The organism is Vogesella sp. EB (genome assembly GCF_001037925.1).
Taxonomy (GTDB): Bacteria; Pseudomonadota; Gammaproteobacteria; order Burkholderiales; family Chromobacteriaceae; genus Vogesella; species Vogesella indigofera.
The window spans coordinates 17,968-34,326 of sequence record NZ_LFDT01000034.1; the positions used below are offsets into that span (position 1 = coordinate 17,968).

14 protein-coding genes are annotated in these 16,359 nt (G+C 65.8%); 8 read left to right on the forward strand and 6 right to left on the reverse strand.

The window, feature by feature from the left end:
• The first annotated feature begins 21 nt into the window (after positions 1-21).
• From rpiA to ACG97_RS14945, 4 genes are all read left to right on the forward strand, one after another.
• Positions 22-684: a ribose-5-phosphate isomerase RpiA gene (gene rpiA / locus ACG97_RS14930; protein ID WP_047968168.1), complete on the forward strand. Its 663-nt coding sequence runs from the start codon at positions 22-24 to the stop codon at positions 682-684.
• 281 nt (positions 685-965) lie between these two features.
• A complete protein-coding gene (gene phoU / locus ACG97_RS14935) occupies positions 966-1,679 on the forward strand; it encodes a phosphate signaling complex protein PhoU (protein ID WP_047968169.1) in 714 nt (237 codons plus the stop codon).
• Between the two features lie 87 nt (positions 1,680-1,766).
• Positions 1,767-3,251 (forward strand): exopolyphosphatase, encoded by a 1,485-nt coding sequence (gene ppx, locus ACG97_RS14940; RefSeq protein ID WP_047968170.1) that lies wholly within the window; start codon positions 1,767-1,769, stop codon positions 3,249-3,251.
• Positions 3,252-3,323: 72 nt separating this feature from the next.
• A complete protein-coding gene (locus tag ACG97_RS14945; protein WP_047968171.1) occupies positions 3,324-3,515 on the forward strand; it encodes a hypothetical protein in 192 nt (63 codons plus the stop codon).
• A gap of 64 nt (positions 3,516-3,579) precedes the next feature.
• Here ACG97_RS14945 and efp read toward each other — a convergent pair whose 3' ends face one another.
• From efp to ACG97_RS17720, 4 genes are all read right to left on the reverse strand, one after another.
• Positions 3,580-4,143 carry an elongation factor P gene (efp, locus tag ACG97_RS14950; protein WP_047968172.1) on the reverse strand — a complete coding sequence of 188 codons (564 nt, stop codon included), beginning with the start codon at positions 4,141-4,143 and terminating at the stop codon, positions 3,580-3,582.
• A 57-nt stretch (positions 4,144-4,200) separates the two neighbouring features.
• The gene (earP, locus tag ACG97_RS14955) at positions 4,201-5,349 is read right to left on the reverse strand and encodes an elongation factor P maturation arginine rhamnosyltransferase EarP (RefSeq protein ID WP_047968182.1); all 1,149 of its coding nucleotides are present in this window, start codon (positions 5,347-5,349) and stop codon (positions 4,201-4,203) included.
• A gap of 110 nt (positions 5,350-5,459) precedes the next feature.
• The gene (locus ACG97_RS14960; protein ID WP_047968173.1) at positions 5,460-6,797 is read right to left on the reverse strand and encodes a glutamine synthetase family protein; all 1,338 of its coding nucleotides are present in this window, start codon (positions 6,795-6,797) and stop codon (positions 5,460-5,462) included.
• Positions 6,798-6,815: 18 nt separating this feature from the next.
• The gene (locus tag ACG97_RS17720; protein ID WP_156168059.1) at positions 6,816-6,977 is read right to left on the reverse strand and encodes a hypothetical protein; all 162 of its coding nucleotides are present in this window, start codon (positions 6,975-6,977) and stop codon (positions 6,816-6,818) included.
• Positions 6,978-7,189: 212 nt separating this feature from the next.
• Between ACG97_RS17720 and ACG97_RS14965 the strand changes: the two genes are divergently transcribed.
• Positions 7,190-10,495 (forward strand): DUF748 domain-containing protein, encoded by a 3,306-nt coding sequence (locus ACG97_RS14965; protein WP_162199016.1) that lies wholly within the window; start codon positions 7,190-7,192, stop codon positions 10,493-10,495.
• Between the two features lie 202 nt (positions 10,496-10,697).
• A complete protein-coding gene (locus tag ACG97_RS14970) occupies positions 10,698-13,556 on the forward strand; it encodes an adenosylcobalamin-dependent ribonucleoside-diphosphate reductase (RefSeq protein WP_047968174.1) in 2,859 nt (952 codons plus the stop codon).
• 166 nt (positions 13,557-13,722) lie between these two features.
• Here ACG97_RS14970 and ACG97_RS14975 read toward each other — a convergent pair whose 3' ends face one another.
• Both ACG97_RS14975 and ACG97_RS17880 read right to left on the reverse strand, forming a co-directional pair.
• Entirely contained in the window at positions 13,723-13,914 is a 192-nt protein-coding gene (locus tag ACG97_RS14975; RefSeq protein WP_047968175.1) for a hypothetical protein, read from the reverse strand.
• Positions 13,915-14,043: 129 nt separating this feature from the next.
• Positions 14,044-14,217 carry a hypothetical protein gene (locus ACG97_RS17880; RefSeq protein WP_170152165.1) on the reverse strand — a complete coding sequence of 58 codons (174 nt, stop codon included), beginning with the start codon at positions 14,215-14,217 and terminating at the stop codon, positions 14,044-14,046.
• A 288-nt stretch (positions 14,218-14,505) separates the two neighbouring features.
• Here ACG97_RS17880 and ACG97_RS14980 point away from each other — a divergent pair, with 288 nt between their 5' ends.
• Together ACG97_RS14980 and ACG97_RS14985 are read left to right on the forward strand one after the other, a co-directional pair.
• Positions 14,506-15,216 (forward strand): response regulator transcription factor, encoded by a 711-nt coding sequence (locus tag ACG97_RS14980; RefSeq protein WP_082133819.1) that lies wholly within the window; start codon positions 14,506-14,508, stop codon positions 15,214-15,216.
• Positions 15,217-15,519: 303 nt separating this feature from the next.
• A partial coding sequence (locus tag ACG97_RS14985; protein ID WP_047968177.1) for an Ig-like domain-containing protein occupies positions 15,520-16,359 on the forward strand: 840 nt, incomplete at its 3' end.

Here is a 16,359-nt window from a genome sequence, read left to right on the forward strand (position 1 = left end):
TCCTCATTCCGGAGTACTCTCATGGACCAGAATCAACTGAAACAGCTGGTGGCACAACAGGCCATCAAATTCGTGCCGGATGACTGCATCGTCGGCGTCGGCACCGGTAGCACCGTCAATTTCTTCATCGATGAGCTGGCCAAGATCAAAGGCCGCATCAAGGGTGCGGTGTCCAGCTCGGTGGCCAGTACCGAGCGCCTGAAGGCGATCGGCATTCCGGTGTATGACCTGAACACGGTCGGCCCGGACGAGCTGCCGGTGTATATCGACGGCGCCGACGAGGTCAACCACCACCTGCACATGATCAAGGGCGGCGGCGCGGCGCTGACACGCGAGAAGATCATCGCCGCGGTGGCGCAGCAGTTCATCTGCATCGCCGACGAGAGCAAGTACGTGTCGGTGCTGGGTGCCTTCCCGCTGCCGGTGGAAGTGATCCCGATGGCGCGCAGCCACGTGGCGCGCGAGATCGTCAAGCTTGGCGGCCATCCGGAGTGGCGCATGGGCGTGACCACCGACAACGGCAACATCATTCTCGACGTGCACGGCATGCAGATCGCCGAGCCGGTGAAGCTGGAGCAGCAGATCAACCAGATCGTCGGCGTGGTCACCAACGGCCTGTTCGCGCAGCGCCGGGCCGACGTGCTGCTACTGGGGACGGCCGCTGGGGTGAAGGAACTGAGCTAAAAACCTGTTCGCTATCCGGCTTGATATCAATGGGGCGATACGGCGTTAAGTACGATCCAGGAGTGCGCATTTACCATTTGTAAATTCCGCTTCCTCTGCCGTTTTCGCCCTGTCTCGCGTGAGCTCGCCAGATCGTGAATACGTTCTACGCACGCAGCCGGCCACGCTTGCGGCCAACGTTGGCCGCAAACACTGCATTACCTTGCATCTTGCTGCAACAGAACTGTCATGTTGCGCGTCTATCATGGCGCGCTTGAAGCCGAAAACCAACGAGGTCGCTCATGCCTGATCACATTTCCAAGCAGTTTGATATGGAGCTCGAAAATATCCGCACCCGCGTGCTGCAGATGGGGGGTCTGGTCGAACAGCAAATCCGCGCCGCGATGGAGGCGTTGCAGGAGGGGGATGTCGATCGTCTCGACCGTGTGATCGCCGACGATGCCAAGGTCAATGCCTTCGAGGTGGCGATCGACGAGGATTGCCAGCACATCATCGCCCGCCGCCAGCCGGCCGCTAGCGACCTGCGCATGGTGATCACGGTGATCAAGACCATCACCGATCTGGAGCGTATCGGCGACGAGGCGCAGAAGGTCGCCCGCGTCGGTCGTTCGCTGTACCAGTCGTCGCGCTATCCGACGCCGCGCTTCCGCGAGGCCGACAAGATGGCCAAGTCGGCGCTGGCGATGCTGCACCGCGCGCTGGACGCGTTTGCCCGCCTCGATACCACCGCCGCGGTGGAGTTGGCCGAAGAAGACATGATGCTGGACGAGGACTACGCCTCCGAGCTGCGTTCGCAGATCACCTACATGATGGAAGATCCGCGCACCATCACACTGTCGATCGATACCCTGTTCATCTGCAAGGCGATCGAGCGCATCGGCGACCACGCCAAGAACATTTCCGAATACGTAGTGTATCTGGTGAAGGGCAAGGACATCCGTCATACCTCGCTGGAAGACAAGAAGCGCGAGACCCTGCCGCAAGAACCGGTCTGATTTTGCGTGCAGTAGTCCAAAGGCGGCGGTAACATCGGTTACCGCCGTTTTTTCATTTCCCAACCCGTTTCCAAGAAGGGGTGATTCTTGAACAGTACTACGCCCCCCTATGATGTATTGGCCACCGTCGACCTCGGTTCGAACAGCTTCCGGCTGCAAGTGTCGCGCGTGGTGGATGACCAGCTGTATCCCCTGGATGTATTGAAGGAAACCGTCCGTCTGGGCGGAGGCCTCACCGAAGACAAGCTGCTTGAGCAGGATACCATCGATCGCGCGCTGGCCTGCATGGCGCGCTTTGGCGAGCGGCTACGCGGCTTCGAGCCGCGCCAGGTGCGCATCGTCGGCACCAACACCCTGCGCGTGGCGAAGAATGCCCCGGCCTTCATCAGCGAGGCCGAACGGCTGCTGGGCTTCCCGATCGAGATCATTGCCGGGCGCGAAGAAGCGCGCCTGATCTACCTTGGCGCCGCGCACAGCCTGCCGGCCACCAAGGAGCGCCGGCTGGTGGTCGACATCGGTGGCGGCTCCACCGAGTTCATCATCGGCAGCCAGTACAAGGCGCACGTCACCGAGAGCCTGCCGCTGGGCTGCGTTACCTACAGCCTGCGCTATTTCCCGGGCGGCAAGATCAGCAAGGCCGCGTTCCGCGACGCCGAGCTGGCCGCTGCCAGCGAGATCCAGCGCATCACCCACGCCTATCCGCAAAGCGAATGGCAGCTGGCGGTCGGCACCTCCGGTACCGCGCGTTCGCTGCGCGACATCCTGGAGATCAACGACTGGACCAGCGGCGAGATCACCCTTGGTGGCATGTTGCGCCTGCGCGAGGAGTTGCTGCGCTTCGGCTCGTTCAAGACCATCGACCTGAACGGCCTCAAGCCGGACCGGGCGCCGGTGATCTGCGGCGGCCTCGCGGTGATGATCGCGGTGTTCCAGACCTTGCAGATCGAGCGCATGATCGTCACCGATGGCGCACTGCGCGACGGCGTGCTCTATGACCTGCTGGGGCGACAGCAGGAGAAGGACATGCGCGATGCCACCATTGCCCAGTTCAAGCGCCGTTATCACGTCGATACCGCACAGGCGGAGCGGGTGCTGCGCCTTGCAGAGCAGTTTTACGGCATGGTGGCGCCGGACGGCCCACTGCTGAAATGCCTGAACTGGGCGGCCAAGGTGCACGAGATCGGGCTATCGATCGCGCACACCGCCTACCACAAGCATTCCGCCTACATCCTGCAGAACGCCGACATGCCGGGCTTCTCGCGGCGCGAGCAGAGCGAGCTGGCCACCATCGTGCTCGGCCACCGTGGCGACATGGGCAAGATGACGCGCGAGATCGCCGATCCGGAACTGTGGCACGCGGTACTGGCGCTGAGGTTGGCCGCACTGTTCTGTCGCAGCCGCAACGATGTCGATGGCCGGGCGGTGCAGAACGTGCAGCAGACCATGAACGGCTACGCCATCACCATCGACGGCGACTGGCTGGAAGCCAATCCGCTGACCACCAGCGCCTTCGGCCAGGAAGTCGGCCAGTGGCGCCGCGTCGGCATGTTGCTGGAGCTGCGTCCGGCCTGATTGCTGGAAATTGTTGAAAATGCCATGGCTTTGCGATAAGTTTTTATTTTGATCTATGCGGATTGGAATGCCATGGCCAGCAAAACCACCACCAGTCGCCGCCTGATTACCCCGAAAAGCTGGGGCATCCGTCAGCCGGAGCTGATCGATACCCCCGGCCGCGACCGGGTCTGTTCGCACTGTTCCGCGCGCGGCCTGACCGAGGTGCGCACCATCGCCGGCATGATGATGCGCTGTCCGCGCTGCAAGCAGCTGCAGTTCTGAGTGTTGCCGGCAAAAGAAAAGACCACCGCGTGCGGTGGTCTTTTGCTTGCTGCGGGCCGGGAAATCAGGCGCGCTTCTTGAATTCGTTGGTGCGGGTATCGATTTCGATCTTTTCGCCGGTGTTGACGAAAGCCGGAACCTGCACTTCGAAAGTGGTGCCTACCAGGCGTGCCGGCTTCAGTACCTTGCCGGAAGTGTCGCCACGAACGGCTGGCTCGGTGTATTCCACTTCGCGAACCACGGTGGTCGGCAGTTCTACGGAGATGGCCTTGCCGTCGTAGAAGGTCACCTGGCATTCGTCTTCCATGCCGTCAACGATGTAGTTCAGGGTGTCGCCCAGGTTGTCGGCTTCGACTTCGTACTGGTTGAACTCGGCGTCCATGAACACGTACATCGGGTCGGCGAAGTAGGAGTACTGGCAGTCCTTGCGATCCAGTACCACCACGTCGAACTTGTCGTCGGCACGGTATACCGCTTCGGAACCCGCACCCGTCAGCAGGTTTTTCATCTTCATTTTCACGACCGAAGCGTTACGGCCGGATTTGCTGAATTCAGCTTTTTGTACAACCATCGGCTCGCCGCCGACCATGAATACGTTACCTGCGCGGAGTTCCTGAGCGGTTTTCATGCGTTTAAGTCCTAAAGTCTTGAATCGGAATCGGAAAACGATTCCCTTGGAAACCGGTTATTGTAGCTGCTTTTCGGTGAACTGCACCAGTCGTGTGGCGAGGTCGCCGTGACGCAGTTGCATTTGTGGCCAGCTGCGGGCGTGGCGTTGCCATTCCGCCAGTACCGCCGGCAGCGCCTGCCAGACCTGGCCGATGTCCTGCTCGCGGTTCCAGCCTTGCCACAGCGCGTGGATTTGCTGCCGAGCCGCCGGCGATAGTGCGGCGCTGTAGCGTTGTAAAAAAGCCTCCAGCTTGACCAGGTGCGCGTCTTCGTCCTGGCGGTAGATATGCCACAGGAACGGCCGCGCCGCCCACTGCGCGCGCACGAAGCTGTCCTCGCCGCGCACGATGTTCATATCGCACGACCACAGCAGCCGGTCGTAGCCGTGCTGATCGGTCAGTGGCAGCACGTGCAGCGTCAGCGCGCCGCGTTGCAGCACGTCGCCGGCCTGCGGCAGCTGCGCGAGGCCCAGCGCGGCGGCGACATCCGGCAACACCTTGCCCTGCGGCACCAGCAGCCGCAGCGGCTGGCTGCCGGCGGCGCAACTGGCCAGCCACTGCCGCGCGGCGGCGGACTCGTAGCAGAACAGGCTGACGCGCAGCTCGCCGGCGCGGCGTGGCGGCACGCCCAGCTGTTGCCAGTAGGCGTCCTGCAGTGCCGCGTCGGCCTGCCACGCGTCGCGCTGCGCCGGCAGTGCCCGTTCGCACAGCAGGCCGCCGGTATCGTCGCCAAAGCCGGGAAAGAAAAAGTGCTTGGTCAGCGGCAGCTGCGGATGCGGCGAGGCCAGGCCGTGGCAGCCGGCGACCCAGTCTTCCGCCGACAGGTATTCCAGATTGATCCATACCGGCTTGCGCGCCCGGCCGACCATGGCGGCCAGATAGCGCTCCGGCAGCGGGCAGCCGAAGGCCTCGATCACCACGTCGGCCGCGTCGGTGGCCGGAAAGTCCTGTGCCGGCCAGTGGCGGATGTCGACGCCGTCCAGCTGCTGCTGCGTCAGCGCCGGCTGCAGGCCGGGGGCGATGCGGGCAAAGCTGGCCAGATCGTCCACCCACAGGCGCACCGCGAAGCCGTACTCGTGCGCCAGCTGCCGCGCCAGGCGCCAGGTGACGCCGATGTCGCCGTAGTTGTCGATCACGGTGCAGAAAATGTCCCAGCGTTGCGCCATGCTGCTCTCCTTACAATGGCTGCGCAGCATAGCGCAGCCGGCGCCGGCGACAAAGCGTTGCGGCCAACCTTGCACACAAGGTTGGTCGCAAGCCATGCCAGTGCTGCCGCTTACACGTGCAGCAGCAGGAAGCGCCGCTCCCACGGGCTGATCACGTCGAAGTACTCGCGATATTCGGCTTCCTTGATCGCGCTGTAGGTCTGGATGAAGTGGTCGCCGAACAGCTCTGCCAGCGGCTGGCACTTGAGCAGCATGTCGATGGCGTCGTCGAGGTGGCGCGGCAGCTGGTGTGGCTGCTCGTAGGCGCTGCCGGTCAGCGGCGCGCTCGGCTGGATGCGCTGTTGCATGCCGAGGTAGCCGCAGGCGAGGCTGGCGGCGATCGCCAGATACGGGTTCACATCCACGCCGGCGAGGCGGTTTTCCACCCGCCGCGCCTCGGGGCCGGAGTGAGGCACGCGCAGGCCGCAGGTGCGGTTGTCATAGCCCCAGCTGAGGTTGATCGGCGCCGAGGTGAAGCGCGACAGACGACGGTAGCTGTTCACGTACGGCGCGAAGAACGGCATTGCCGCCGGCAGATAGGTTTGCAGCCCGCCGATGAAGTGCAGGAAGGCGTCGGACGGGCTACCGTCGGTGTTGCTGAAGATGTTGTTGCCGTCGGCATCGACCACACTCTGGTGGATGTGCATCGCGCTGCCGGGCTGGCCCTGCATCGGCTTGGCCATGAAGGTGGCGTACATATTGTTGCGGATCGCCACCTCGCGCACGGTGCGCTTGAACAGGAACACCTGGTCGGCCAGCTGCAGCGGATCGCCGTGATCGAGGTTGATCTCCATCTGCGCGGTGCCCATCTCGTGGATCAGCGTGTCCAGCGCCAGACCCTGCGCCTCGCACCAGTCGTAGATCTCGTCGAAGATGTTGTCGTATTCGTTGACCGCGTCGATGGAAAAGCTCTGCATCCCGGCCTCGGTGCGCTTGGTGCGGCCAACCGGCGGTTTCAGCGGGATGTCTTCGTCGGGCTCGACCTGTACCAGGTAGAACTCCATTTCCGGGGCGACGATGGCGGACAGGCCGTCCTGCTGGTACAGCTTGAGGATGCGCTTGAGCACGTTGCGCGGCGCGAGATCGGCATCCGTGCCGTCGAAGTTGACGCAGTCGTGGATGATCTGCGCGGTCGGCTCCTTGGCCCACGGCACCGGGCGCACGGTGCTGGCGTCCGGGATCAGGCGCATGTCGGGGTCGGCGACGGAGGTGAAATCCTGCTCGGGAAAGTCGCCGGTGACGGTCATCGACAGCACGGCTTCCGGCAGGCGCAGGCCCTCGGCGGGGTTGTACTTGTGGCGCGGCACGATCTTGCCGCGCGCCAGTCCGGTCATGTCCGGGATCAGGCATTCAACTTCGGTAATCCGGTTTTCGTCCAGCCATTGCTGGATTTTCTGCGCGTCGTTCATTGGGTAGTCCTATGGCGATCAGGTGTGGGCGCCGGAGCTGGTGCTGCGGCGTTCGTGGTTGAGCAGCGCGTCACGGCGGCGCGCCAGCGTCAGGAAAGCCTGCGCGGCATCGAGGCGCAGGTCGCAGGGTTGCCGCAGCAGCGGCTGGCGTGCATGGCACGGCCAGGCGAGATCAATCAAAATGCGTTCCTCTTCAGGGTATAGAATGCGTAATGAAAGCCGCAGCCTGGACTGCGGTGTTTAAAATTATGGTCATGCTTCGCCATGCTATGAGCGGCGCGGCGCGACTGCAACCTTCGTCCGCCTTGCTGGCAGCCGGTTGTGGAATAAAGCCCACAGCCGCGGCCGCGCTAGCTGCGGGCGAAGGCTGCCTATTTTTGCCGGACTGTTTAATGATGAGTGAAACCGCTGCCCAAGCTGCCGCCACGCCCGCGCGCTGGCCCCGTCGTCTGTTGTGGAGTGCCGCCACCGTGGCCGTGCTGCTGGGCGGGCTGTGGGCCGGGGTGCCCAAGGCGGTGGACTACGCCGCCGGTAACTGGGCACAAAAGCTTGGCCGCAGCCTGACGCTGGGCGAGGTGGAGTTCGCGCCGTGGGCGTGGCGGCTGACCGTGCACGATGTGCGCCTGAACGAGCGCGACGGCACGCCGCTGTTCAGCGCCGCGCGGCTGCATGTCGATGCCGAGGCGCTGCCGTTGCTGATCGGCCGCTTCGAGCTGGCGGAGCTGACCCTGGACACGCCGCGACTGTGGGCGGCGCGCAATGCGCAGGGCGAATGGAACTGGACGCGCCTGCTGCGCGACGCCGCCGGCCCGGATACCGCGCCGGACGAGGACGACGGCGAGCCCCCCAAGCTGCTGCTGACCCAGCTGGCGCTGAACAAGGGCCAGCTGCTGCTGCACGACCAGCTGGGCGGCGACGTGCAGCGTCAGGTGCTGCCGCTGGACTTCCAGCTGAAAAACCTGTCCACGCTGCCCAACAATCACGGCCGCTACCGCCTCGCCGCCGAGCTGGGCGACGGCACCAAACTGGACTGGCAGGGCAGCCTGCTGTTGCAGCCCTTGCAGTCGGACGGGGTGTTGAAGGCGTCCGGCTTCACCCTCGCCAGCGTGTGGCCGTACGTGCAGCCGCATCTCAAGCTGGCGCCGCCGCAGGGCAAGCTGAGCGTCAGCCTGCCGTACCACTTCGATCTGGCCGGCAAGACGGTGCGGCTGTCGGCCAAGGGCGTTGCGGCCAACCTTGCGGCGCTGGCGGTGACCGCGCCGGGCAGCGGCAGCAGCTTCAAGCTCGGCCAGCTGGCGCTCAGCGGCGGCGAATTCGACCTCGCCAGCCGCCGGCTGACCGTGGGCAGGCTCAGCCTCGCCGGCGGCGAGCTGGACACCGTGCTCGATCGCGAGGGACAGCCGGACTGGCTGGCGGCCTTGCCACCCGCACCGGCGGCGGCGGCCAGCGTGAAAACCGCGGCGACGGCCAAACCGGCGGTAGCTACCACCAAGCCGGCGGGAGGCTGGACGGTGAGCCTGCCGGCCATCCGCGTCGACAGCTGGCAGCTGCGCGCCGAGCACCGTGGTTTTGTCACGCCGCTGGCCGCCAGCGTGCGGCTGGACAGCCTGCAGGCCGCCGTTGCCGTCGACGCCGGGGGCGAGGTGAAGGTGCAGGGCGCCACGCTGGCGCTATCACAGCTCATCGCCGCCAGTGGCGACCGGCCGCCGTTCGCCACTCTGGCCGGCCTGCGGCTGGGCAGCAGCGAGCTGGATCTGGGCAAGCACCGCATCACGCCGGGCGATGTCACGCTGCAGGGCCTGCAGCTGGCGCTGAACCGCGGCAAGGACGGGCAGCTGGACATCGGCGAGGCGCTGCGCCCGCTGCCGGCGGCCACCGCGCCCGCGACGCCGTCCGCCGCCAGTGCCGGCCAGCCGTGGCAGATCCGCTATCCGCAGCTGACGCTGGCGCAGTCCGCGCTCAGCTGGCGCGATGCCGGCACCGGCCAGCCGGTGAGCGTGGCGCTGCAGGATGTCAGCGCCAGCGTCAGTGGCGATCCGCAGCAGGGCTTTGCCGTGCAGCTGGCGGCGGCGCTGGGGCAGGGCTGGCTGCAGCTGGATGCCACGCTTGCGGCCAACCTGCAGGACATCAAGGGCAAGCTGCGCGCCAGCCGGCTGCCGCTGCGTGACGTGGCGCCGTATGCGCTGGACAACACCGTGCTGCGTTTTGGTGGCGGCGAGCTGTCGGCCGATCTCGGCTTTGCACTGCAGGGCAGTCGCTGGCAGGCCGACGGCAAGGCGGCGCTGGACAAGCTGGCGTTGTACGAACCGGGCCGGCGCGAGGTGCTGCTCGGCTGGCAGCAGCTGGCCGTCAGCGGCATCAAGGCGCAGCCGGACAGGATCAGCCTTGGCGACGTGCGGCTGGTGTCGCCGCAGCTGCGGCTGATCCTCGACGAAAAGCGGGTGCCCAACTTTGCGCACCTGATGAAGCCGCAGCCAGCGGCCAAGGCGCAGCCCGCCAGGCCGGCGGCTGCGGGCAAGACCAGCGCCGCGCCGGTGGTGGACGTGCGCGCCGTCCGCGTGCGCAATGCGCGCATGGACTTTGCCGACCTAGGCTTGCAGCCCAGCTTCGCCACCCGCATCCATTCGCTGTCCGGTACTGTGCTCGGCCTGTCCAGCCGCCCGGGGCGACGCGGCACGGTGACGCTGGATGGTCGCGTCGACCAGTTCGGCGACGTGCGCATCCGCGGTGCGCTGTCGCCGCTGGCGGTGACCAACGATCTCGACATGGTGCTGAACTTCCGCAACATCCCGCTGGGCAGCCTCAACCCGTACTCGATGACCTTTGCCGGCTGGAAGATCACCGATGGCAGCCTCTCCACCGAGCTGCGCTACGTGCTGAAAAACCGCCAGCTGCAGGGCGAGAACCGCATGGTGATCGACCACATCCAGCTGGGCGAGGAGGTCAGCGACTACGACGGTACCCGCCTGCCGCTGCGCCTGGCGGTGGCGCTGCTGGAGGACAGCGACGGCCGCATCGACCTGTCGCTGCCGGTGGCCGGCAGCCTCGATGCGCCGGACTTCTCCTACGGCCACCTGGTGTGGCAGGCGTTCCGCAACATCGTGGTCAAGATCGTCACCGCGCCGTTTCGCGCGCTGTTTGGCGGCGAGGGCTTCGACGACATCTACGCCGACGCCGGCGACGACCGCATCCCGCCGCCGGAGCGCGAGAAGCTGCTGAAGCTGGCCGAGCTGCTGGCCAAGCGGCCGAAGCTGGTGCTGGCCATTGGTGGCGGTTATGACGTGGAGCAGGACAGCCGCGAGCTCGCGCGCTACCGCGTCGACAGCGACATCCTCAAGCGTGCCGCCTACCAGCTGCAGGCCGACGAGCCGCTGCCGCTGCCGGACATGGGAGATCCGGCGATTCGCAAGGCGGTGGGCGATGGCTACGCGGTGCAGTTCGGCCGCTTCGCCTGGCTCAAGCGGGTGGCCAGCGAGAAGGACACCGCCGAGCGCGCGCAGGCGATGCGCGCCGAATTGCTGGCGGCGCAGAAGATCGACGACGCGGCTTTGCGGGCGCTGGCCACCGCGCGCGGCAACGCGGCGCGGCAGCTGCTGCTGGCGGCGAAACCGGCGCTGGCCGAGCGCATCAGCGTGCTGGACGCCGACAAGGTGAAGGCTGACAAGGACGGCGTGCCGCTGCTGCTGAAACTGAAATAAGCGCCTGCTTTTCCGCTTGCGGCCAACCTTGTCACAAGGTTGGCCGCAAGCGTTTGGTACGCTGTGTTGCGGCTGTTGTATGCCTGCCGCACAGGGTTGGCCGCAGGCTGCTCAGTGGTGCCGCTTTAATGAAAATCAAGGGCGTGGAGTGCTGTATCTAGTAGACTTAAACTTTCAAGACACCACATCTAGCGGGGGCGGCATGAACCGGGACAACAGCGTAGCGTTTGCGGAGCAGGATATTTCACGCGAGGTATTGCTGGAAAAATACGCCAAGAACGGCGAACAGTCGGTCAGCGAAGTGCGCCAGCGCGTGGCGCAGGCACTGGCCGAGCAGGAGCAGGATCCGCAACGCTTCGCCCCGCTGTTTTTCGAGGCGCTGGACAACGGTTTCATCCCCGGCGGCCGCATCAACTCCGCCGCCGGCACCGATCTCAAGGCCACGCTGATCAACTGCTTCGTGCAGCCGGTCGGCGATGCGGTGTCCGTCAGCGAGCACGGCAAGGTCGGCATCTACGAGGCGCTGCTGCAGTCGGCGGAAACCATGCGCCGCGGCGGCGGGGTCGGCTACAACTTCAGCCGCATCCGCCCCAAGGGCGCGCGGGTGAAGGGCACCAACAGCCGCGCCTCCGGCCCGGTGTCGTACATGCGCGTGTTCGATCGCAGCTGCGAGACGGTGGAATCCGCCGGTGCGCGGCGCGGCGCGCAGATGGGGGTGCTGGATGTCAGCCACCCGGACATCGAGGCCTTCATCCACGCCAAGGACGGCGGTGATCTCGCCAACTTCAACATGTCGGTGGGGGTGTCCGATGCCTTCATGCAGGCGGTGGAGGCCGACGGCGACTGGCAACTGACCCACGCGGTGGCGCCGGCGTCGGATGCCTTCCCCGGCAGCTTCCAGCGCGAGGACGGGCTGTGGGTGTACCGCAGCGTGCGCGCCCGCGACTTGTGGCAGCAGATCATGGCCTCGACCTACGACCACGCCGAGCCGGGTGTGCTGTTCATGTCCAAGATCAACGCCGACAACAACCTGTCCTACTGCGAGGTGATCGAGTCCACCAACCCGTGCGGCGAGCAACCGCTGCCGGACTACGGCTGCTGCGACCTGGGCTCCATCAACCTGTGCAAGTTCGTGCGCCAGCCGTTCGGCGACGCGCCGAGCTTCGATTTCAAGGCCTTCGAGAAGGTGGTGCGCACCTCGATCCGCATGCTGGACAACGTGCTCGACCTCACCGTGTGGCCGCTGGCGGAACAACAGCGCGAGGCGCAGAACAAGCGCCGCGTCGGGCTGGGCTTCACCGGGCTGGGCGACGCGCTGATCATGCTCAAGGTGCGCTACGACAGCGAGGAAGGCCGCAGGTTGGCCGCCAGCATCTCCGAGCACATGCGCGACGCCGCCTACGACGCGTCGGTGGATCTGGCCATCGAGAAGGGTGCCTTCCCGCTGTTCGACGCCGACAAGTACCTGGCGGCGCCGCACTGCGCCAGCCGCCTGCCGGACAAGCTCAAGGCGCGCATCAGGAAGCACGGCATCCGCAACTCGCACCTGCTGTCCATCGCGCCGACCGGCACCATCTCGCTGGCGTTTGCCGACAATGCCTCCAACGGCATCGAGCCGCCGTTTTCCTGGTACTACACCCGCAAGAAGCGCATGGCCGACGGCACGCAGCAGGAATACCTGGTCGAGGACCACGCCTACCGCGTGTACCGCATGCAGGGCGGCGACACCAACGCGCTGCCGGAGTATTTCGTCAGCGCGCTGCAGATGAGCGCGCTCGACCACATGCGCATGGTGGCGGCGGTGGCGCCGTACATCGACACCGCCATCTCCAAGACCGTCAACGTGCCGGCCGACTACCCGTTCGCCGACTTCGAAAGCCTGTATCTGGAAGCGTGGCGTGCCGGGCTGAAGGGTATCACCACCTACCGCCCCAACAGCGTGCTCGGTTCGGTACTGTCGATCGAGCCGACACCGGCTGCCGCCAGCCAGCAGCTGCCGCAGGATCTGGGCAACCAGAACGACCCCGACCGCCGCATCACCCTCAACACCGCGCCCAGCCCGGCACTGGCCAGCCTGAAATGGCCGAACCGGCCGCGGCTGAAGCACGGCAACCCGTCGTGGACCTTCATGGTGGAGGGCGAGGAGGGCGATTTCGCGGTGATGGTCGGCCATATCGACGGCGAGGCACCGCTGCCGTTCGAGTGCTGGGTCAACGGCGACGTGCCGCGCGGCCTCGGCGCCATCGCCAAGACGCTGTCGATGGACATGCGCTGCCGTGATCGTGCCTGGTTGGGCGCCAAGCTGGACGCGCTGGCCGCCACCCGTGGCGACCGCCACTACCGCGCCGAGCTGGGCGACGCGCCGGTGCAGAGCAGCGCCGCCGCCGCCGCGCTGGCACGCGTGGTGCGCCACCGCATCGAACAGCTGGGCGCGCTGACGCTGGCCGCCGGCGCCGCCACCCCGGTGATGGACGCGCTGTTCGCACGCAAGGAACCGAAATCCGGCACCGACGGCACCATCAGCTGGTCGGTGGATGTCAGCAACCCGCAGACCGGCGACGATTTCGTGCTGTTCGTGAAGGAGCTGGTGTTGCCCACCGGCCAGCGCCGGCCGTACTCGATGTGGCTGGCCGGCCACTACCCGCGCGAGCTGGACGGGCTGTGCAAGATGCTGAGCCTCGACATGCGGGTGATCGATCCGGCGTGGATCGGCATGAAGCTGCGCAAGCTGCTGAGCTACGCCGAGCCGCAGGCCGATTTCTTCGCCCGCGTGCCGGCCAGCGACAAGTCGCAGAGCTGGCCGTCGACCGAGGCCTATCTGGCGCGGCTGATCATCCATCGCTACGCGATGCTGGGCATCCTCAGCGAGGACGGCGTGCCGGTGGAAGACATGGGGGTGATGGTGCCGGAGCAGGGCGACCTGTTCGAAAGCGCGGTGGTCAGCGTGGCCGCGGCACCGATGGCCGGCAAGGCCTGCCCGGAGTGCGGCAACCGCGCGCTGATCAAGAAGGACGGCTGCGAATTCTGCACCGCCTGCGGCCATGTCGGCGCCTGCGGCTGAGCGTGCCGGCCGCGGCCAACACGCCGTCCCCCGGCCAGTAGTCGCTAGTTAAACAACACCGCCCCCGACATCGTCGGGGGCGGTGCTGTTTTATGGCTTGCGGCGCGGTTCAGGGCTACGCTGCCGCTCGTTGCCGGTGCCATGATGCTGGCGTTGCGGCCAACCTTTAGCAGCGGCCTTTCTTCCCCTGCCCCGGCGGGCAGAAGCCGCCACCGCGATGGTAGTGATCATCGTAGACCGGCTCGACCACCACCGCCGGCTCCAGCACGATGGGGGAGCGCAGCTTGACGCGCGCGGGCTGTACCACACAGGCCGACAGGCTGCTGGCGGCGATCAGGGCAAACAGGATGGCTTTCATGTTGGTTCTCGCTATGTCAGTGACGGGCCGCCGTGCGTGGCGACACCGGGAATCGGTTGCGGACAGGGCCGGCATCTGCCGGCCCTGCTGTCCTGAGTGTTGCGCGCCATGAGGGCATGGCGCACTGGTTTAGCGACGCCGGCTACCGCGGCGATCACCGTCGCGCCAGTCGCCGCCACGCCAGTCGTCACCGCGATAGTAGCGGTCATGGCCGTAGTAATCATCGTGGCGATAGGGGTACAGCGGCCGTACAACACAGCCGCTCAGCACGCTGGCCAGCAGTATGAGCATCAGCAGTTTCATGATGTCTCCTCCAGGAGAGCTGTCGCGGCACCGTCGCAAAGCGTTCCGGTAGCATCGGCAGTCAATCTTGTTTCAGCATAATCGAAGCCATTGCTGCCAGATAGCCGGCATTTGCTAACAAATATTAATTGTGTACAGCTTGTGTGACACCTCGGTCGCTTGCGGCGGCACGGCTTGGCGTTGCCGCGGCGCGCGGACCGCCCGCTAACGCTTTGTGGTGGAGGCGCTGCCGTTTTGGCATAAGCTGAAACAGGCACGCCGTGCGGCGTGACAGCGAAGGGGGCGACCATGGCGATGCAGACGCAACACGGCCTGACGGCCGACGATACCGCGTGCCCGCTGCGGGTGTTCGTGATCAGCGATTTCCCGTTGCTGCTGGCGGCGCTGACGGCGCTGCTGGCCACCCAGGCGCCGCGGCTGGCGCTGGCCGGCAGCGCTGCGGTGACACCATCGCCGTTGGAAGCACTGACGGCCGCCGAGGCCGATATCGTGCTGCTGGACCTGGATGGCGACGCCGAGACTAGCCTGGCGCTGATCCGGGCACTGGCCACGCGCGGCGACAAGGTGCTGTTGCTGACACGGCAGCAGGAACGGGCGCGGCAGGACCGCGCCATCATGCTCGGCGCCCGCGGCCTGCTGACGCGGGACACCGACGCCGCGCAGCTGCTCACCGCCATCGAGAAGGTCCATCACGGCCAGCTGTGGCTGGATCGCGACGCCACCGGGCGCATCTTCGACGCGCTGTCGCGCCACGGTGCCATGCCGTCGCCGGACGCCGCCCCCGCGATGCCCCCGCCACTGAGCGAGCAGGAACAGAAGATCGTCGCCATCCTGATGGCCAACAGCGGCGAGCCGGCCAAGCTGATCGCCGGCAAGCTGCACATCAGCGAGAGCACGCTGCGTAACCATCTGACGGTGATTTACAAGAAGTTCGGGGTGAGCAATCGCCACGGCCTGCTCGGCTACGTGTTGCAGCACGGCCTGCTGCTGCCCGCCTGAGCCGGTATGGCAAGGTTACGGGAGCTGTCTCTGGGCCATGCCGGAGCTTGCTCCTGCCAATAACGGGATGTTTCTCCCGTAGATTAAAAAGTTCCGCTTACTACACTTCCTATGTCATGACCGGTGTCGGGGCGTCAGCGCCATGCCGCCAGCCTGATGCGCCACACGCATCCCGCCCGTGCCGGGCAAGGTTGGCCGCAAGCCAGCCACCACCGCTCATGTCACCGATTCCGCCGTTCTTGCCCACGCGCGCAAGCGGCGCGCTCGTCATCCGGCCGGCGCAGATCATTCAGGGAGCACATCATGGCCATCAGCAGCGTTTCCTACACCAAGACACCGCAAGCCGGCGACGACTCCTACTGGTACACCGAGGATGAACTGCTGGCGGCCAGTAATTACAACAGCAGCAGCAACGTGCTGACCCTGAACGTGATGAGCAATGATCTGGGCGGCAATGCCAAGAAGCTGTACTCCATCGATGATGGCAGCGGTGCGCTGAGCGACCTGCTGACGAGCAATGTCACCACCGGTTGGGAAACCACGCTGGGCGGCAACCAGATCCGCATCAACGCCGGCAAGATCGAGTTCAAGTTCGCGACCGGGCTAGACTCCCTCGCCGTCGGCGACACCCGGCACGATTCCTTTGTCTATGCCATCCAGCTGGGCAACGGCACCATCAGCTACGCCACCGTCACCGTCGATGTGATGGGCAGCAATGACGGCCCGCGCGTCAGCGCCGCCGTCACCGCTGGCGGCTACGAAGGAGATGCTGACTTTGAGGTCGACCTGTTGCAGGGCGCCAGCGACATCGATACTGGCGAAACCGCCACCCTGCAGGCCAGCGGGCTGAGCTTCAGCGTCAACGGCGGCCCGAGTTCGAGCACGCTGCCGGCCGGCTTGACGCTGGCCGGCAACAAACTGCTGGTCGATGCCGACGGCAGCGCGTTTGACCACCTGGCCGCCGGCGCCAGCGAAGTCATCACCGTCAGCTATTTTGTGGAGGACATACATGGCGCCAAAGTGGCGCAGACCGCGACCATCACCATCACTGGCACCAACGATGCGCCGCTGGCGGTCGCCGACAGCGCTGCCGGCACCGAGAACCAGCTGCTCAACATCGACGTGCTGGCCAACGACACCGAC

What these genes read in the sequence shown, in the direction of transcription:
- earP (WP_047968182.1), bottom strand. Translation starts at nt 5,349, where the DNA reads ATGGCGCAACGCTGGGACATTTTCTGCACCGTGATCGACAACTACGGC.
- ACG97_RS14970 (WP_047968174.1), top strand. Translation starts at nt 10,698, where the DNA reads ATGAACCGGGACAACAGCGTAGCGTTTGCGGAGCAGGATATTTCACGC.
- ACG97_RS17880 (WP_170152165.1), bottom strand. Translation starts at nt 14,217, where the DNA reads ATGAAACTGCTGATGCTCATACTGCTGGCCAGCGTGCTGAGCGGCTGT.
- efp (WP_047968172.1), bottom strand. Translation starts at nt 4,143, where the DNA reads ATGAAAACCGCTCAGGAACTCCGCGCAGGTAACGTATTCATGGTCGGC.
- ACG97_RS14960 (WP_047968173.1), bottom strand. Translation starts at nt 6,797, where the DNA reads ATGAACGACGCGCAGAAAATCCAGCAATGGCTGGACGAAAACCGGATT.
- ACG97_RS14980 (WP_082133819.1), top strand. Translation starts at nt 14,506, where the DNA reads ATGGCGATGCAGACGCAACACGGCCTGACGGCCGACGATACCGCGTGC.
- ACG97_RS14945 (WP_047968171.1), top strand. Translation starts at nt 3,324, where the DNA reads ATGGCCAGCAAAACCACCACCAGTCGCCGCCTGATTACCCCGAAAAGC.
- ACG97_RS14975 (WP_047968175.1), bottom strand. Translation starts at nt 13,914, where the DNA reads ATGAAAGCCATCCTGTTTGCCCTGATCGCCGCCAGCAGCCTGTCGGCC.
- rpiA (WP_047968168.1), top strand. Translation starts at nt 22, where the DNA reads ATGGACCAGAATCAACTGAAACAGCTGGTGGCACAACAGGCCATCAAA.
- ACG97_RS14965 (WP_162199016.1), top strand. Translation starts at nt 7,190, where the DNA reads ATGATGAGTGAAACCGCTGCCCAAGCTGCCGCCACGCCCGCGCGCTGG.
- phoU (WP_047968169.1), top strand. Translation starts at nt 966, where the DNA reads ATGCCTGATCACATTTCCAAGCAGTTTGATATGGAGCTCGAAAATATC.